Origin of the sequence: Bradyrhizobium sp. HKCCYLRH2047, assembly GCF_051168175.1 — a bacterium.
Taxonomy (GTDB): domain Bacteria; phylum Pseudomonadota; class Alphaproteobacteria; order Rhizobiales; family Xanthobacteraceae; genus Bradyrhizobium.
In genome coordinates, this window is record NZ_JBNPUM010000005.1 from 241303 (window position 1) to 256643 (window position 15341).

Annotated in this window: 16 protein-coding genes; 13 read left to right on the forward strand and 3 right to left on the reverse strand. The window is 66.8% G+C overall.

What is annotated here, in order from left to right; translation table 11 throughout:
- Positions 1-87 precede the first annotated feature (87 nt).
- Genes ACQR1D_RS14305 through aat form a run of 4 tightly spaced genes read left to right on the forward strand, consistent with a single transcriptional unit; the run spans position 88 to position 3867 of the window.
- Entirely contained in the window at positions 88-1608 is a 1521-nt protein-coding gene (locus ACQR1D_RS14305; RefSeq protein ID WP_316236582.1) for a sensor histidine kinase, read from the forward strand.
- Positions 1605-2042 (forward strand): response regulator, encoded by a 438-nt coding sequence (locus tag ACQR1D_RS14310; RefSeq protein ID WP_172109443.1) that lies wholly within the window; start codon positions 1605-1607, stop codon positions 2040-2042. The genes ACQR1D_RS14305 and ACQR1D_RS14310 overlap by 4 nt, the downstream gene beginning before the upstream one ends.
- Positions 2039-3127 (forward strand): sensor histidine kinase, encoded by a 1089-nt coding sequence (locus ACQR1D_RS14315; protein WP_315800167.1) that lies wholly within the window; start codon positions 2039-2041, stop codon positions 3125-3127. The genes ACQR1D_RS14310 and ACQR1D_RS14315 overlap by 4 nt, the downstream gene beginning before the upstream one ends.
- 59 nt (positions 3128-3186) lie before the next feature.
- Positions 3187-3867: a leucyl/phenylalanyl-tRNA--protein transferase gene (gene aat, locus ACQR1D_RS14320; RefSeq protein ID WP_434839470.1), complete on the forward strand. Its 681-nt coding sequence runs from the start codon at positions 3187-3189 to the stop codon at positions 3865-3867.
- Between the two features lie 7 nt (positions 3868-3874).
- Here the strand turns inward: aat and ACQR1D_RS14325 are convergent, their stop codons facing one another.
- Positions 3875-4861: a DUF2155 domain-containing protein gene (locus ACQR1D_RS14325; protein ID WP_315800169.1), complete on the reverse strand. Its 987-nt coding sequence runs from the start codon at positions 4859-4861 to the stop codon at positions 3875-3877.
- 212 nt (positions 4862-5073) lie between these two features.
- On the opposite strand from ACQR1D_RS14325, the gene ACQR1D_RS14330 reads away from it, so the two are divergent.
- The 9 genes from ACQR1D_RS14330 (at position 5074) to ACQR1D_RS14370 (ending at position 13255) form a co-directional block, all read left to right on the forward strand.
- Positions 5074-5847 carry an SDR family NAD(P)-dependent oxidoreductase gene (locus ACQR1D_RS14330; protein WP_316180775.1) on the forward strand — a complete coding sequence of 258 codons (774 nt, stop codon included), beginning with the start codon at positions 5074-5076 and terminating at the stop codon, positions 5845-5847.
- A gap of 45 nt (positions 5848-5892) precedes the next feature.
- Positions 5893-6855 carry an alpha/beta hydrolase gene (locus tag ACQR1D_RS14335; protein WP_434839469.1) on the forward strand — a complete coding sequence of 321 codons (963 nt, stop codon included), beginning with the start codon at positions 5893-5895 and terminating at the stop codon, positions 6853-6855.
- Positions 6856-7037: 182 nt separating this feature from the next.
- Positions 7038-7394 carry a cupin domain-containing protein gene (locus ACQR1D_RS14340; RefSeq protein WP_315800172.1) on the forward strand — a complete coding sequence of 119 codons (357 nt, stop codon included), beginning with the start codon at positions 7038-7040 and terminating at the stop codon, positions 7392-7394.
- Between the two features lie 72 nt (positions 7395-7466).
- Positions 7467-7802 carry a hypothetical protein gene (locus ACQR1D_RS14345; RefSeq protein WP_315800173.1) on the forward strand — a complete coding sequence of 112 codons (336 nt, stop codon included), beginning with the start codon at positions 7467-7469 and terminating at the stop codon, positions 7800-7802.
- A 191-nt stretch (positions 7803-7993) separates the two neighbouring features.
- A complete protein-coding gene (locus tag ACQR1D_RS14350; protein ID WP_316180780.1) occupies positions 7994-9160 on the forward strand; it encodes an amino acid aminotransferase in 1167 nt (388 codons plus the stop codon).
- A gap of 25 nt (positions 9161-9185) precedes the next feature.
- A complete protein-coding gene (locus tag ACQR1D_RS14355) occupies positions 9186-9800 on the forward strand; it encodes a YitT family protein (RefSeq protein ID WP_434839468.1) in 615 nt (204 codons plus the stop codon).
- Between the two features lie 261 nt (positions 9801-10061).
- Complete coding sequence (locus ACQR1D_RS14360) at positions 10062-11126, forward strand: ketopantoate reductase family protein (protein ID WP_315800176.1); 1065 nt, start codon at positions 10062-10064, stop codon at positions 11124-11126.
- Between the two features lie 102 nt (positions 11127-11228).
- Entirely contained in the window at positions 11229-12242 is a 1014-nt protein-coding gene (locus tag ACQR1D_RS14365; RefSeq protein WP_434839467.1) for a Na+-dependent transporter, read from the forward strand.
- A 131-nt stretch (positions 12243-12373) separates the two neighbouring features.
- Complete coding sequence (locus ACQR1D_RS14370; RefSeq protein ID WP_316180784.1) at positions 12374-13255, forward strand: transporter substrate-binding domain-containing protein; 882 nt, start codon at positions 12374-12376, stop codon at positions 13253-13255.
- A gap of 129 nt (positions 13256-13384) precedes the next feature.
- Here ACQR1D_RS14370 and ACQR1D_RS14375 read toward each other — a convergent pair whose 3' ends face one another.
- Both ACQR1D_RS14375 and ACQR1D_RS14380 read right to left on the reverse strand, forming a co-directional pair.
- Complete coding sequence (locus tag ACQR1D_RS14375; RefSeq protein ID WP_315780581.1) at positions 13385-14053, reverse strand: amino acid ABC transporter permease; 669 nt, start codon at positions 14051-14053, stop codon at positions 13385-13387.
- Positions 14054-14084: 31 nt separating this feature from the next.
- The gene (locus tag ACQR1D_RS14380) at positions 14085-15335 is read right to left on the reverse strand and encodes an NAD(P)/FAD-dependent oxidoreductase (RefSeq protein WP_434839567.1); all 1251 of its coding nucleotides are present in this window, start codon (positions 15333-15335) and stop codon (positions 14085-14087) included.
- Positions 15336-15341 lie beyond the last annotated feature (6 nt).

The following is a 15341-nucleotide window of genomic DNA, read 5'->3' on the forward strand; positions in this document are numbered from 1 at the left end:
GCGGAACCATCCGGCCGCAGCCGCGTTCTGGTGGGTCGGATCAGTTCCGCCAGGGGGCAGTGATTTTCAACGACGTGCGAGTATGCGGTGGCGCCTGAGGTGAGACGAAGGCGCACGCTGGGACAGGTCCTGCTGCTGTCAGCGGGCTTCCTCGTGCTTGTCGCGGTCAGCACGGCGTCGGTTCTGCTGGTCAACAAGGCCCGCAGCGACAGCGCCTGGGTGGTGCACACCGTCGAGGCCGAGAACCAGATCAACGCCCTGCTGCTCGAGGTGCGGCGCGCCGAGAGCGCGGCGCGGGCCTACCTTCTCACCCAGGGACAGGAGTTCCTCAACGACCACGAGGCGGCCGTCGCGGCGATCGGGCCGGTGCTCGAGAAGCTCCATGGGCTGGTCGCGGACAACCCCGCCCAGGTTGAAAATCTCGCCACGCTGCGCAGCGTGATCGAGACCCGGCTGTCGCAATTCGACCGCGAAAAGCTGCTGGTCGCGCGCGGCGACCTCGCCGCCGCGATCGCCCTGGTCCGCGACGCGGGCTCGACCAGCAGCAGCAAGACCATGCGCGACACCGCCGAGGCGATGCGTCTCGAGGAGGAGCGGCTGCTGGCGCTGCGGACCGCCAATGCCGATGCCAGCCAGCGGCTCGCCGCCATCGTCACCATCACCGGCTCGGCGCTGGTCGTCGTGCTCGCCATCATCTCGGTGCTGCTGGTGCGCCGCTCGACCCGCGCGCGCGACGATGCCGAGGCACAGCTGCGCGAGAGCAATCTCAATCTGGAAGCCACCGTCGACGAGCGCACCGCCGATCTGCGCGAGGCCAATGAGGAGATCCAGCGCTTCGCCTATATCGTGAGCCACGACCTGCGATCGCCGCTGGTCAACATCATGGGCTTCACCAGCGAGCTCGACGAACTGCGCAACGACATCTTCCGGCGGATTGCGACGCTGGCGCGGGCGGCCTCCGACGCGCCGCCGCCGGCGGAAGGCACCGAGCCCGAGCTGGAAGGCGCCGACAAGCAGCTTTCGGAGGACTTCACCGAAGCCCTCGGCTTCATCAAATCCTCGATCGCCAAGATGGACCGGCTGATCTCGGCGATCCTCAACCTGACCCGCGAGGGACGCCGCGAGTTCGTGCCGGTGCGGATCGATACCCGCGAACTGATCGAAGGCATCGTCTCGACGCTGGCGCATCAGGCGGCGGAAACCGACACCACCATTCGCTTGGAACCGCTGCCGGCCATCGTCAGCGACCGCCTGGCTCTGGAGCAGATCTTCTCCAACCTGATCGACAACGCCATCAAATATCTCAAGCCAGGCGTTCCCGGCGACATCGCCATTCGCGCCCGGACCAAGCTCGGTTTCGCCATTTTCGAGATCACGGACAACGGCCGGGGGATTGATCCCCGGGATCACCAACGTATCTTTGATCTGTTCCGCCGCGCCGGGACCCAGGACCGTCCGGGTCAGGGGATCGGATTGGCGCATGTCCGTGCCCTGGTGCGCCGGCTCGGCGGAACCATGTCGGTCGCATCGGAGCTCGACCAGGGCAGCACGTTCACCATTACGCTCCCGATCAACTGGAACGCCTCAAACCGGAATTCAGACCGATGACCATGCCCGTGACGATCATCATGATCGAGGACGACGAAGGCCACGCCCGCCTGATCGAGCGCAACATCCGCCGCTCCGGCGTCAACAACGAAATCAAGCCGTTCACCAACGGTACAGATGCAGTGAAGTATCTGCTGGGTGCTGACGGCACCGGCCTCGATCACAAGGGGCACGCATTGCTGATCCTGCTCGACCTGAACCTGCCGGACATGACCGGCATCGACATCCTCAAGATGGTCAAGCAGAACAGCTTCCTGAAGAGCGCGCCCGTGGTCATCCTCACCACGACCGACGACTCGCAGGAGATCAAGCGGTGCTACGAACTCGGCTGCAACGTCTACATCACCAAGCCGGTCAACTACGAAAGCTTCGCCAACGCCATTCGCCAACTCGGCCTGTTCTTCTCCGTCATCCAGGTTCCGCCCGCCGCATGAGCTCCGCCGCCCCCACGCTGCTCTACATTGACGACGACGCGGCGCTGGCGCGGCTGGTGGAGCGCGGGCTCAAGCGCCTGGGCTTCACGGTGGAACACGCGAGCGACGGCAGCGCGGGCTTGCAGCGGCTGGAGCGCGGCGGCATCGACGTCGTGGCGCTCGACCAGTACATGCCAGGCTTCGACGGGCTCGAGACGCTGGAGCGCATCATGGCGCTGCCCGAACCACCGCCGGTGGTGTTCGTCACCGCCTCACAGGATTCCAAGATCGCGGTCACGGCCCTGAAGGCGGGCGCGGCCGACTACCTCGTCAAGGACGTGCAGGGCGAGTTCATCCCGCTGCTGCAGGTCGCAGCCGAAGGCGCGGTGCGGCAGGCACGGCTGCAGAAGGCGCGCGACGAGGCCGAGGCCGAGGTGCGGGCGTCACGCGACCGCTACGCGGCGCTGGCCGCCGAGCGCGAGGTCCTGCTGCGCGAGGTCAATCACCGCGTCGGCAATTCGCTCCAGATCATCGCCTCGCTGCTGCATCTTCAGGCCAACTCCAGCAATCAGGACGACGTCAAGGCGGCGCTGACCAACGCCATGGGCCGCGTCGCCGCCGTGGCACAGGTGCATCGCCGCCTCTACACGTCCCAGGACCTCAAGAGCGTGCTGCTCAACCAGTACCTGGATTCGCTGCTCGACGACCTCCGCCGCTCGGCCGAGGGCAACCGGATGTCGCGGCTGACCCTGAAGGCGGAGCCGGTCGAGATCGACCCGGATCGCGCGGTCGCGATCGGCATCGTCGTCAACGAGCTGGTCATGAACGCGGTCAAATACGCCTATCCCGACGGCCCTGGCCCGATCCATGTCGAGCTGAAGCTCGCGGGTGAGGACATCATGCTGTCGATCGCCGACAACGGGGTCGGCCTCAACGCGACCAGCGACCCGCGCTCGACCGGCATGGGCCAGCGCATCGTCAGCGCCATGGCGACCAAGCTCGATGCCAGCGTCGGCCCGGACCCGAACCATGCCGGCACCAAGATCGTCGTCCGATTCCGCTTCGAAAAGCATGCTCCCAAGCCCGCTTCTGCCGCGGTCGGTTGAGCTGGCGCGGACGGAACGCGACCATCGCGCGGCCGACGTCGGCCTGCTATGCTGATCTCATGAATACGCGCGACTCCGCAGCGTCAGAGATCACGCCCGAGGTCCTGCTGCGTGCCTATGCCTGCGGCATCTTCCCGATGGCCGAAAGCGCCGACGACCCGACCTTGTTCTGGGTCGAGCCGGAGCTGCGCGGCGTCATTCCGCTCGACGGCTTTCGCGTCGCCTCGCGCCTGGCGCGCACGGTCCGGTCGGATGCCTTCACCGTGACGGTGAACCAGGCCTTCAAGGCGGTGATGGATGGCTGCGCCGCGCCGCAGCCCGGCCGCGAGGACACCTGGATCAACAAGCGCATCCGCGAGCTCTATAGCGGCCTCCACGCGCTCGGCCATTGCCACAGCGTCGAATGCTGGCAGGATGGAGAGCTGGTCGGCGGCCTCTACGGCGTCAGCCTGGGCCGCGCCTTCTTCGGCGAGAGCATGTTTCACCGCACCCGCGACGCCTCGAAGGTCGCGCTGGTGCATCTCGTCGCGCGGCTGATCGCCGGCGGCTTCGAGCTGCTCGACACCCAATACGTCACCCAGCACCTCAAGACCTTCGGCGCCCTCGAGATCCCGCGCCGGCGCTACACCGTGCTGCTCGAAAAGGCCCTGAGGGGGCCGGCCGCCAATTTCGCCAGGCTGGCGGTTGATCGGCCGATCTCAGGCGCCGAGGCACTCGCGATCATCGCCGCGCGCGGCTGAGCGCCGGTTATCTGAACACTCCGCCGAACGGTCCGCCCGCCTGGGGCGGCGGCGGTGGTGGCGGCACCTGCTGGGTCTGATACTGCTGCGGCGGCGGTGGCGACCTGGGCGCCGCCTGCCGCTGCTGCGGCGGACGCTTTTGCGCAGGCTGCGGCGCCGCGGCCGGCTTCTGATCCGGCGCGGCGCTGACGACCGTGGTCTGCGGCTCTTTGCAGTCGACCAGCCAGATGTCGTAGATCGGGTGCTCGACGCCGTGCAGGCCGGGGCTGGCCGCGAACATCCAGCCCGAGAAGATGCGCTTCACCTCGCCCTGCAAGGTGATCTCGTCGACCTCCACGAACGCGTCGGTGTTGGCGGCCTCGGTGGCCGGCCGCGTGTAGCAGGCATCGGTTTTCACCCGCAGGGCGCCGAACTGCACGGTCTCGCCGATTTCCTCGTCGAAATTGATGATGCGGCCGGTGATCTTGTCGAGCCCGGAGAAGCTCGCCTTCTTGTTGACGATCTTCTGCGCCGGCGGTTCGGTCACGACCTCGTCGCCCGGCTGGATGGTGGCCGGGGTTTGCGGTACCGCGCCGTTCGGCGGGATCGCCGCATTCTGGGGTGCGCCGCGTGGCGGCGCCTGCCGCTGACCGGGCGCAGCCCCCGGCTGGCCGGGCGGCGGCACGGCCGCGACCGGAGGATTGTTCTGTGGCAGGATCGTCGTTCCCGGCGGCGGCGCCAGCGGCTGGGATTGGACCGGACCCGGCAGGGCGGCGCCCTGCCCTGGCGGCGGCCGGGTCGGCGCCGGCAGCACCCGGCCCTGCGGCAGCTCGGGGATCTCCTCCTCTTCCTCGGGAGGCGGAATTGGCTCGCCACGGCGCGGAATGTTGCCCGGCGGGCGCGGAACCGGATCGGAGAAAATGGTACCGATCTGCGCGCGCGCCGGCACGGACAGCGTGAGGGATGTGGCGGCCAGCAATGCCGCGATACCGGTCAGGACGATTGTTCGGTGCATCTCGCGCGGCTTTATCAGGCGAATCGGGGTTCGGGACAATCAAATCGCGTCATGACCCATCCGCCGCTCTCGATCAGCCCTCCCGTTAACATGCCGAATACGGCGGGGAAAGGGCGAGCTGCCAGCACGCCGCGTGCTGGTCAGCCGGTTCATCCAATGAGATAGTCGTGATCAAGAGCCGGACGGAACCGGCGTCAAAGGGAAGGAAACCGATGTCTGATTCGATCCGTCTCGACGGCCGGGTGGCCGTCGTTACCGGCGCGGCCGGCGTCATCGGCGCCGCGACCATGCGGCTGCTGGCCGCGCGGGGTGCCCGCATCGTCGCCGTCGACCGGCGCGAGGCCGATCTCGCCGCCGCGACGGCCGGCCTGCCCGCAAGCGCCGAGACCTTCGCCGTGGCCGCCGACGTCACCGACGAGGACCAGGTCGCGGCCTATGTCCGACAGGCCTGCAATCGGTTCGGCACCATCGACGTGTTCTTCAACAATGCCGGCATCGAAGGCGAGATCAAGCCGATCACGGCGTATCCGCTGGAGGCGTTCCGCCGCGTGCTCGACGTCAACGTGGTCGGGGTCTTTCTCGGCCTCAAGCACGTGCTGCCGGTGATGCTGAAGCAGAACCGCGGCTCGATCATCAACACCGCCTCGATCGCCGGCCTGATCGGCTCGCCACAGATCGCGGTCTACAGCGCCAGCAAGCACGCGGTGATCGGCCTGACCAAGAGCGCATCGTGGGAATGCACCGGCACCAATGTGCGCGTGAACTGCATCTGCCCCGGGCTGATCGAGAGCCGCATGCTGAGCGCGATCATCGAAGGGCGCAGCGGCGCTCCCGTGCCGGCCGACAAGGTCGTCGACCGCGTCCCCGCGCGCCGGCTCGGCCAGGGCGCGGAGGTCGCCGCGATCGTCGCCTTCCTCGCCTCCGATGATGCGAGCTACGTCTCCGGCGCAGCCTACACCGTCGATGGCGGCCGCACCGCCGCCTGACGTCCCTTCCACTCGACCGTCTTTTCAACCCGACAGGTTTTTGCAATGCCCGTGCAACTCGATGCCGATGCCGCTGCCGTCTACAAGGCATTTCAGGAGGCCGGTCGGCCGGCCTATGAGACGCTGACACCGCAGGAGGCGCGGGACTACTACCTGGCCGCGCGCGTCGTCAGCAATCCCGAGCCGCCCGAGCTTGCGGAGGTCAAGGACCTCGCCATCCCTGCCCCGCATGGCGCAATCCCGGCCCGGCTCTATCGGCCAAAAACGGTGCGGCAGACCAACGGTCTTGCGCCGGGATTGGTGTTCTATCACGGCGGCGGCTGGGTGATCGGCAATCTGGACTCGCACGACGTGGTCTGCCGCGCGCTGGCGCACGAAGGCGAACTGATCGTGATCTCTGTCGATTACCGCCTCGCGCCCGAGCACAAGTTTCCGGCCGCGGTCGACGACGCCGCCGCGGCCATACGATGGATCGCCGACAATGCCGCCGCGCTCGGCATCGATGCAGCCAGGCTCAGCGTCGGCGGCGATTCCGCCGGCGGCAATCTCGCCGCCGTCGTCGCGCTCTCGGCGCGTGACGGCAAGGGCCCGAAGCTCTCAGGCCAGGTGCTGATCTATCCGGCCACCGACTTTTCGATGAGCCAACCCTCGCACAGCGAGCCCGAGACCAGCGTGCTGCTGACGCATTCGGTGATCCGCTGGTTTCGCGACCATTATCTCAACAGTGCCGCCGACATCCATGATTGGCGGGCCTCGCCGGCAAAGGCGGAAACCCTGGTCGGGCTCCCGCCGGCTTATGTGCTCACCGCAGGCGCCGACCCGCTGCGCGACGAAGGCGACGATTACGCGCGGCGCTTGCGCGAGGCCGGCGTGCCGGTGACCTATCGGACGCATCCCGGCCAGTTCCACGGCTTCTTCACCATGGGCAAGCTGCTCGACCAGGCCAATGTCGCGGCGCGCGACATCGGCGTCTGGCTGAAACAGCTCGATCGGCCCGGCGGCATCTGAGCCGTTACCGCGCTGAGCTCGGAACACAACGACCCGCGAGTTCGCGGGTCGCGCTCACATGCGGTCGAAGTCGTCTCGTGTGAGATCGGCTTGCTCGCGCTCGAGCAACAGCTACATCCCGTGCAAACCAGCCGGGACGACTGGACAGCCACATCTCATTCCTCGCAGCAGGAGACTCGCGCATGAAGACCGTGAACCTCGCCGACAAGCTGAGCCAATTCTCAGGCCATTGGGACCCGCACGTGGTCGCGGACTACAACGACAATGACGTGATGGTCGTGAAGTTCATGGGAGAATTCCCGTTCCACAAGCATGACACGACGGATGACTTCTTCCTCGTCCTGGAAGGCGAGATGGAAATGGATATCGAAGGTCAGCCCTCGCGAACGGTGAAGGCCGGCGAGTTGTTCGTTGTTCCCAGAGGCGTCGTCCATCGGCCGCGCGCGGCCAAAGAGGTCAAGGTGCTCCTGATCGAACCCAAGGGCGAACCGAACTCAGGCGACTCCGACCGGGTGCCCGCGCCCAAACCGCGCATCTGACTCGCCGAAAGACGTCAGAGCTTCGGGACTCCGCGAGTTTGAGATATCATTCGGAGCGGACAGGTGAGCAGGATGAACATGGAGCCAACTCTGGAGATTGCGCTGGCTTGGTTCAAGCCCGAGGAGTGGGATGATATCAGGCGTATCTGCCCAGATCTGCACGATACCTACGAAGAATGGCTGACCAGCGTTCAGGAGGTCATCGACACGATCGGCGATCGTCCAGACCAGCGTGTCGTGAAGGTGATCCTGACCGCCGCCGAGCTTCGGACATGGCAGCGTGCGACCGGACGCAAAGTCGATGGCAGGGTTCGCTCCCAGCTTGCCGCCAAGCGCGCGAGCAGGATCCGCAACGAGTCCCCACAGCCGTCTCCCGAGCCTCGTTCTGGCTCAGACGGCAGTCGCTGACGCTTGTCGCTCAGTACGCTCAGGCAGGCCAGGGCCAGTTCTGAGGGCGCAACGGCCGCCCATGCAGCTGACGAAGCGGAGCATCGCCGAAATGTCCGCTGTTTTTGCGCTGCAACCAAGATAGTGTCCCGTCGCCCGCAAGGACGGCCCATGGCCGTCTGGCGAGACCATCCTCCAATAGGATCGCCCCGATGTTCGACCGCTTGACCCACCAACCCGATGACCCCCTGCTCGCTCTGATCGGCATCTTCAAGGCTGATCCGAGAGCGGACAAGGTCGATCTGGGCGTCGGCGTGTATCGTGACGAGGCCGGCCATTCGCCGATCTTCCGCGCTGTGAAAGCTGCCGAGCGCATCATCTGGGAGAGCCAGGACAGCAAGAGCTATGTGGCGCCGGAAGGCGACCAGGCATTCCTCGACCTGCTGTGGTCGATGGTCGGCGGCACGGCCTTGCCGGTCCACGCCGCCGGCGTGCAGACGCCGGGCGGCTCCGGCGCCTTGCGCCTCGCAGCCGATCTGGTTCGCCAGGCCGGCACCGGCAAGATCTGGCTCGGCCTGCCGAGCTGGCCCAACCATGCCGGCATCTTCGCAGCGGCCGGGCTCGAGATCGAGACCTATCCCTACTTCGACGTGCCCTCGCAGACGCTGCAGCTCGACCGCATGCTGGAGGCACTGCAGCGCGCCGCGCCCGGCGACGCCGTCCTGATCCACGCCTCCTGCCACAATCCCACCGGTGCCCCGCTGCGCGCGGAGGATTGGGCGCGCATCACCGCCGTGATCGCCGCGCGCGGGCTCGTGCCGCTGATCGATTCCGCCTACCAGGGATTCGGCGCCGGGCTCGAAGGTGACGCCGCCGGCCTGCGGACGATGATCGCGGCCGTCCCCGAGGCGCTCGTGGCCGTGTCGTGCTCGAAGTCCTTCGGGCTCTATCGTGAGCGCACCGGCGCGCTCTATGCCGTCGCGACGTCGCAGGCAGCCGCCGACACCGCGCGCTCCAATCTCGTCGCGATCGCGCGCACCAGCTACTCGATGCCGCCGGACCATGGTTCGGCGATCGTGAAGACCATTCTCGACAGCTCCGATCTGCGACGCGACTGGAGCGAGGAGCTCGAGTCGATGCGGCTCCGCCTGGCGAGCCTGCGGCGCGGCTTTGCCGAGGCGCTCGGCGGGCGCTGGTCCAACACGATCGCGATCGGCGTCCAGGAAGGCATGTTCTCGCTGCTGCCGGTGACGCCGGCCGAGGTCATGGCCTTGCGCGAAAAGCACGGCGTGTACATGCCGACCTCGGGCCGCATCAACATCGCAGGCCTGAAGCTCGCCGACGTCTCGCGCGTCGCCGGCCTGTTCAAGTCGCTTTGAGCCATCGCCTGCAAGGACCAAGGCCGTGACCGAGATCGTCGCTCAGGAGCGGCACAAGCTCTACGAGGACGCGATGGCGCTGACGCTGGGCACGCTGTTCGTGTCGCTCGGCATGCTCATCTACAGCAAGACGGTGCTGCTGGTCGGCAGCACCGCCGGCCTGTCGCTGCTGTTGAGCTACATCAGCGGCTATGGCTTCGGGCTCAGCTTCTTCCTGATCAATCTGCCGTTCTATGCGTTGGCCGTCCGGCGCATGGGCTGGCCGTTCACGATCCGCACCTTCGTCGCGGTCGGGCTCGTCGCGCTGTTCTCACGGCTGACGGCGTCATGGATCGATATCAGCCGTATCGATCCGATCTATGCCACGGTGATCGGCGCCGGCCTGACCGGGACCGGTCTGCTGATGCTGTTCCGGCATCGCACCGGGCTCGGCGGGATCAACATCCTGGCGCTCTATCTGCAGGAGCACTGGAAGATCCGCGCCGGCTATTTCCAGCTCGCCGTCGACTTCCTCATCATGATCGCCGCGTTCTTCGTCATCCCGGTCAACCGTCTGGCGCTGTCGATCCTGGGCATCGTGATCGTCAACGTCATCATCGCGATCAACCACAAGCCCGGGCGCTATATGGCGCTGAGCTGAGCCGCCGGATTTCCAAGCGCAAGGTCGATCGCGCCTGGCCGGCTCGGCCGCGACACGCGCCGGGTGCCGCATGGGTGCGCTGCACCTTGCCAGACGGCGCATTCCATGGGATGAAAGCTCTGGTATGCCAGCAACCGAGGCAATGGGTTACCGCCTCCGTCTGCCCCTGCGGGGCGCCTGACGGACTCTTCGGTCCGGCTGGATCACCAATAAGAAACGCGAACGCGAAATCTCGAACCGATCTCTGGGGACGACCAAGGCATGGCACGCAACATCCTGATTCTCGGGGCCTCCTACGGCTCCCTCCTCGGCACCAAGCTGCTGATGGCCGGTCACAACGTGACGCTGGTCTGCCGCAAGAAAACGGCGGAGCTGATCAACCGCGACGGCACCGAAGTCCGCATCAAGCTGCGCGACGAGCCGACGCACCGCTCGATCTTCTCGCGCGACCTGCCGGGCAAGCTCGACGCCGCCACGCCGGACAGTGTCGACCTGTCGCGCTACGACCTGGTCGGCCTGGCGATGCAGGAGCCGCAATACACCAACCACACCATTCGCGTGCTGATGGTGAAGATCGCCGAGGCCAGGCTGCCGTGCCTCTCGATCATGAACATGCCGCCGCTGCCCTATCTCAAGCGCATCCCGGCGCTCGCCAATGTCGACCTCGACGAGGCCTACACCAATCCCGCAGTGTGGGAACGCTTCACGCCCGGACTGGTCACGCTGTGCTCGCCGGATCCGCAGGCCTTCCGTCCGCCGGAGGAAGGCGCCAACGTGCTGCATGTCGGCCTGCCGACCAACTTCAAGGCCGCCGCGTTCGAGGACGAAACGCACAACGCGCTGCTGCGCGAGCTCGAGCGCGACATCGACGCGGTCAGGCTCGACGGCCAGGACGTGCCCGTGAAGCTGAAGGTGTTCGACTCGCTGTTCGTGCCGCTGGCGAAGTGGTCGATGCTGCTGACCGGCAACTACCGCTGCATCACCCGCGGCGAGCCGCAGGCGATCCGCGACGCCGTGCACGGCAACCTCGCCCAGTCGAAATCGATCTACGAGCACGTCGACGCCATCGCGCGCAAGCTCGGCGCCGATCCAAGCGACCAGGTGCCGTTCGAGAAATACGCCAAGGCGGCCGAGAGCCTGCTCAAGCCGTCGTCGGCCGCGCGCGCCGTCGCCGCCGGCGCGCCCTTCATCGAGCGCGTCGACCTTCTGGTGAAGCTGATCTCGCAGCAGCTCGGCATGCCCAACCCCGAGATCGATCAGACAGTGCAGACGGTCGACTTCAAGCTCAACGAGAAGATCGTGGTCGGCGGCTCCAGCGCGCAATGACGCGCGGGCGCCGACATCGTCCGTAACCAGATGTGACTTTGCATGAACGCGCGGCCAACGCATGGTTCGCGCGTTCATTGATTCCCATCGTTCGGAATGAAGATGCCGTCCCTCGGGCCTCTCGCTTTTCCTCTGCAGGCCCTGAGCTGGCTCGGCAATCAGGGCACCCGCGCCATCGTGGCGGTGCTGATCGTGGCAATCGCAGTGCCGCCGCTCGGCGAGCTCACGCGCCCCTACGTCACGCATGCGATCTTCCTGCTGCTCTGCATCTCGTTCATGCGCGTCGACGTCGCGATGCTGCGCGCGCATCTGCGCCGGCCTCTGCTGGTGGTGGCCGCGACGGCCTGGACCACGGTCGCCGTGCCGGCACTGGTCGGCACGATCGCGCGCGCCACGGGCGTCGATGCCGCCGCGCCCGACCTCCATCTCGCGCTGATGCTGCAGGCGACGGCCTCGCCGATGATGGCCTCGCCCGCGCTCGCCGCGCTGATGGGGCTCGACGCGACGCTCGTTCTCATCACGCTGGTGACCTCGACCGCGCTGGTGCCGCTGACGGCGCCGCTGTTCGCCTATGTGTTCCTGGGCGAGACGTTGTCACTGTCTCCGGCCGCGCTCGGGCTGAAGCTCGCCGCCATCCTTGCGGGCGCGCTGGCTACGGCGACCGCGATCCGCCTTGCCTTCGGCAGCGACGCGATCCGCCGCCATCGCGCGCCGATCGACGGCTTCAACATCCTCATCCTGTTCGTGTTCGCTTCCGCCATCATGGCGCATTTTCTGGCCGACCTGGCGGCGAGCCCGTTCCGCATGCTGGGACTGGCGCTGCTCGCCTTCGCGGTGTTCTTCCTGCTGCTTGGTACCACGATGCTGCTGTTTCGCGGTGCGGGGCGCGAACGCGCGATGGCGCTCGGCATGATGGTGTCGCTGCGCAACATGGGGCTGATGCTCGCGGCGACCGAGGGCGCGATCCCCGGCACGACCTGGCTGTATTTCGCGATGAGCCAGTTCCCGATCCACCTCGCTCCGCAACTGTTGCGGCCGCTCGCCGAGCGCCTGCGTCCAAGGCCGCTTCCATCCGGCGGGACCGATCACGGCTTGATCAGTCCTGCATCGGAATGAGGCAGCGCGGAAGCGGCGTGCGGCCGTTCCGGCATGACGACGGCTAGCCGCTTACTATCAAGGCCGACATCGTTGTTGCTGGCGTGCATGGCCGGCGCTACGCTCCGCGCCTGTTGGTGCAGGAGGATTATGTGACCCCATCAGACGATCAGACAATTTCCGAAGACCGCCGCGAGGCGCTGCGCTACGCGCTCGCGATCGGCTCCGGTGCCGCGCTCGCGTCCGCCATGACGACGACGCCGGCTTCGGCGCAGGCGGCCGCCGACAACACGCTCGACCGCGTCCGCGCCAACAAGGTGCTGCGCATCGCCGTGCTGCCGGGCGAGCTGCCCTATTTCAACAAGGATCTCGCCTCCGGCACGTGGTCGGGATTCTCGATCGAGATGGCCAACGACATCGCCAAGCTGCTCGACGTGAAGCTCGAATATGTCGAGTCGACCTACGGCAATTCGGTGCTCGATTTGCAGGCCGGCAAGATCGATCTCGGCTTCGCGCTCAACCCGACGCCGCAGCGCGCACTGGTCATCGACTTCTGCGGCACGGTGTTTCCGCATCCGTTCGGCGCGATGCTGAAGAAGGGCATGGAAGCCAAGACCTGGGCCGACATCAACAAGCCGGAAGTGAAGATCGCCGTCGACGTCGGCTCGGCCAACGAGGCGGTGGCCCGGCGCTTTGCGCCCAACGCCACGATCAAGTCGCTGAAGTCGCGCGACGAGGTGATGCTGGAGATGGCGTCGGGCCGCGTCGACGTCGTCGTCAACGCACTGATCCTGGGCCTCACCGCGATCGCCAAGAACCCTAACCTCGGCACCTACAAGATCCTGCAGTCGCCGTCGGTCGCCATCCCGTCCAGCATGGGCGTGCGCCGCGAGGCCGACAAACGCTGGCGCGACTTCCTCGCGGTGTGGATCGACTACAATCGCGGCATCGGCCAGATGCGGGAATGGTTCGTCAAGGGCCTGGGGCTCGCCGGCGTCAAGGCCGACGACGTGCCGGTCGAGGTGAATATCTAAGCGAAGCGGCGCTCTCTCCGCCGTCATTGCGAGGAGCGCAGCGACGAAGCAATCCAGGGCTATACGTGCCGCCCTGGATTGCTTCGCTGCGCTCGCAATGACGGCGAGAATGTTGCTACGCCGAGTCTCTCACGCCTTGTCGTACGTCATGCCGCGCTCGAACCGGCGGCCCAGCAGGGTGGCCGGAAACAGGATCGCGAAGTAGATCAGCGCGATGATGGTGTAGACCTCGAGCGGCCGGTAGGTGTCGGCATTGATCAAGGTTGCGTTGTAGACGAGATCCGGCACCGCGATCACCGACACCAGCGAGGTGTTCTTCAACTGCGTCACCGACTGGTTGACGTAGGGCGCGAGCATCGGCTTCAAGGCCTGCGGCAGGATCACGAGCCGCATCATCCGCCACGGACGCAGACCGAGCGCGCGCGCCGCATCCCACTGCCCGCGCGGCACGCTCTCGATGCTGCCGCGTACGATCTCGGCATAGAACGCCCCGGCATAGAGCGACAGCACGGTGACCGCGGCGACATGCGCCGGAATGTTGACGCCGATCACGACCGGGAAGGCGTAGTAGAACCAGATGATCTGCACCAGCAGCGGGGTGCAGCGGAACAGCTCGATATAGCCGATCAGCAGCCAGTCGATGACGACCGGACGGCGCAGCCTGACGATGCCGACGACGAGTCCGATCACCGAGCCGAGCAGGATGGTGCCGAGCGTGTAGGCCATGGTCCAGCCGAGCCCCACCCAGAACAGATGGCTGTACTTGGCGAGGATGGCGAAATCCCAGGTGTAGTTCATCGCAGCTCCGGCGTGACGCGGTCGCGGCCCCTCACAGATACCGGCTCGGAGCAAAGGCGGAGGCGTCGAACGACGGCGCCTCGCCCGCGATCATCGCGGCGATCGCCGCGCCCGTGGCCGGCCCCGTGGTGAAGCCGATATGCTGGTTGCCGAATGCAAGCCACAGGCCGGAATGCCGCGGCGCCGGCCCGATCATCGGCAGCGAATCCGGCAAGGTCGGCCGCGCGCCGCGCCAGGGCTGAGCCACGGCCTCGCCGAACTCGACCACGCCGCGCGCCAGCGGCACCACCTGCTCGAGCTGGGCGAAATTCGAGCGTGCGTCGCGATCGGTCAGCTCGACGCCGCTCGTGACCCGCACGCCGTTCTCCATCGGCGTCATCAGGAAGCTGCCCTCGGCGTCGTGGATCGGACGGTGCAGCATGCGCGCAGGATTGGGCGTGAACTCCTGGTGATAGCCGCGCTCGAACGCCATCGGCACCCGGTAGCCCAGCGACCTGAGAATGTCCGGCGACCACGGGCCGAGCGCAACCACGACATGGCGGGCGCGGATCTCGCCGTCGCCGAGCACGGCGCGCCAGCCGTCGCCATCGGACAATAGCGCCCTGATCTCCGACTGCCGCAGCATGCCGCCCGCGCCCTCGAACATCCGCGCATAGGCCTTGGTCACGTTGCCGGGCGAATCGACCGACGCCGTCTGGCTGTGCAGCAGGCCGACCTTGTAGACCGGCAGCAGGTTCGGCTCGAGCGCGGAAATGCCCTGGCGGTCGAGCAGCTCGCTCTTGATGCCGTATTCGGCCAGGAACGCCTGCTCGGCTGTGGCGGCGGCGATCGCATCGCTGCGCCATGCCTTGAGCCAGCCGGTCTCGCGGATGCGCTGCGGTTCGCCGGCGCGAACGATCCAGTCGCGATGCAGTTTCAGAGACGCGCCGATCAGGCCATGCAGCGCGGTGGCGCGCGGCCTGACGCGGGACTCCACGGCATTGGCGAGGAAGCGCAGCACCCATTCGACATTGCGCAAGGTCCAGGCCGGATCCCAGCGCAGCGCTGCACTTCGGTTGCCGAGATAGGACGGCAGGGCCTTGAACAGCGAGGGCTTGTTGAGCGGAAGGATCGAGCCGGAGGAGAGAATGCCGGCATTGCCGTACGATGTCTCCTCGCCCGGCGCCTTGCGGTCGACCAGCACCACCGAAAGCCCGCGTTCCCGGACGGCGTAGGCGGAGGAGACGCCGACGATCCCCGCTCCCAGCACGACCACGTCGGCTGTCTGCTGCACGCTCTCCATCGTCAC

Coding starts and splice junctions, on each gene's coding strand:
- ACQR1D_RS14360 (WP_315800176.1), top strand. CDS start 10,062: ATGGCACGCAACATCCTGATTCTCGGGGCCTCCTACGGCTCCCTCCTC.
- ACQR1D_RS14315 (WP_315800167.1), top strand. CDS start 2,039: ATGAGCTCCGCCGCCCCCACGCTGCTCTACATTGACGACGACGCGGCG.
- ACQR1D_RS14375 (WP_315780581.1), bottom strand. CDS start 14,053: ATGAACTACACCTGGGATTTCGCCATCCTCGCCAAGTACAGCCATCTG.
- aat (WP_434839470.1), top strand. CDS start 3,187: ATGAATACGCGCGACTCCGCAGCGTCAGAGATCACGCCCGAGGTCCTG.
- ACQR1D_RS14340 (WP_315800172.1), top strand. CDS start 7,038: ATGAAGACCGTGAACCTCGCCGACAAGCTGAGCCAATTCTCAGGCCAT.
- ACQR1D_RS14335 (WP_434839469.1), top strand. CDS start 5,893: ATGCCCGTGCAACTCGATGCCGATGCCGCTGCCGTCTACAAGGCATTT.
- ACQR1D_RS14325 (WP_315800169.1), bottom strand. CDS start 4,861: ATGCACCGAACAATCGTCCTGACCGGTATCGCGGCATTGCTGGCCGCC.
- ACQR1D_RS14365 (WP_434839467.1), top strand. CDS start 11,229: ATGCCGTCCCTCGGGCCTCTCGCTTTTCCTCTGCAGGCCCTGAGCTGG.
- ACQR1D_RS14380 (WP_434839567.1), bottom strand. CDS start 15,335: ATGGAGAGCGTGCAGCAGACAGCCGACGTGGTCGTGCTGGGAGCGGGG.
- ACQR1D_RS14330 (WP_316180775.1), top strand. CDS start 5,074: ATGTCTGATTCGATCCGTCTCGACGGCCGGGTGGCCGTCGTTACCGGC.
- ACQR1D_RS14350 (WP_316180780.1), top strand. CDS start 7,994: ATGTTCGACCGCTTGACCCACCAACCCGATGACCCCCTGCTCGCTCTG.
- ACQR1D_RS14310 (WP_172109443.1), top strand. CDS start 1,605: ATGACCATGCCCGTGACGATCATCATGATCGAGGACGACGAAGGCCAC.
- ACQR1D_RS14345 (WP_315800173.1), top strand. CDS start 7,467: ATGAACATGGAGCCAACTCTGGAGATTGCGCTGGCTTGGTTCAAGCCC.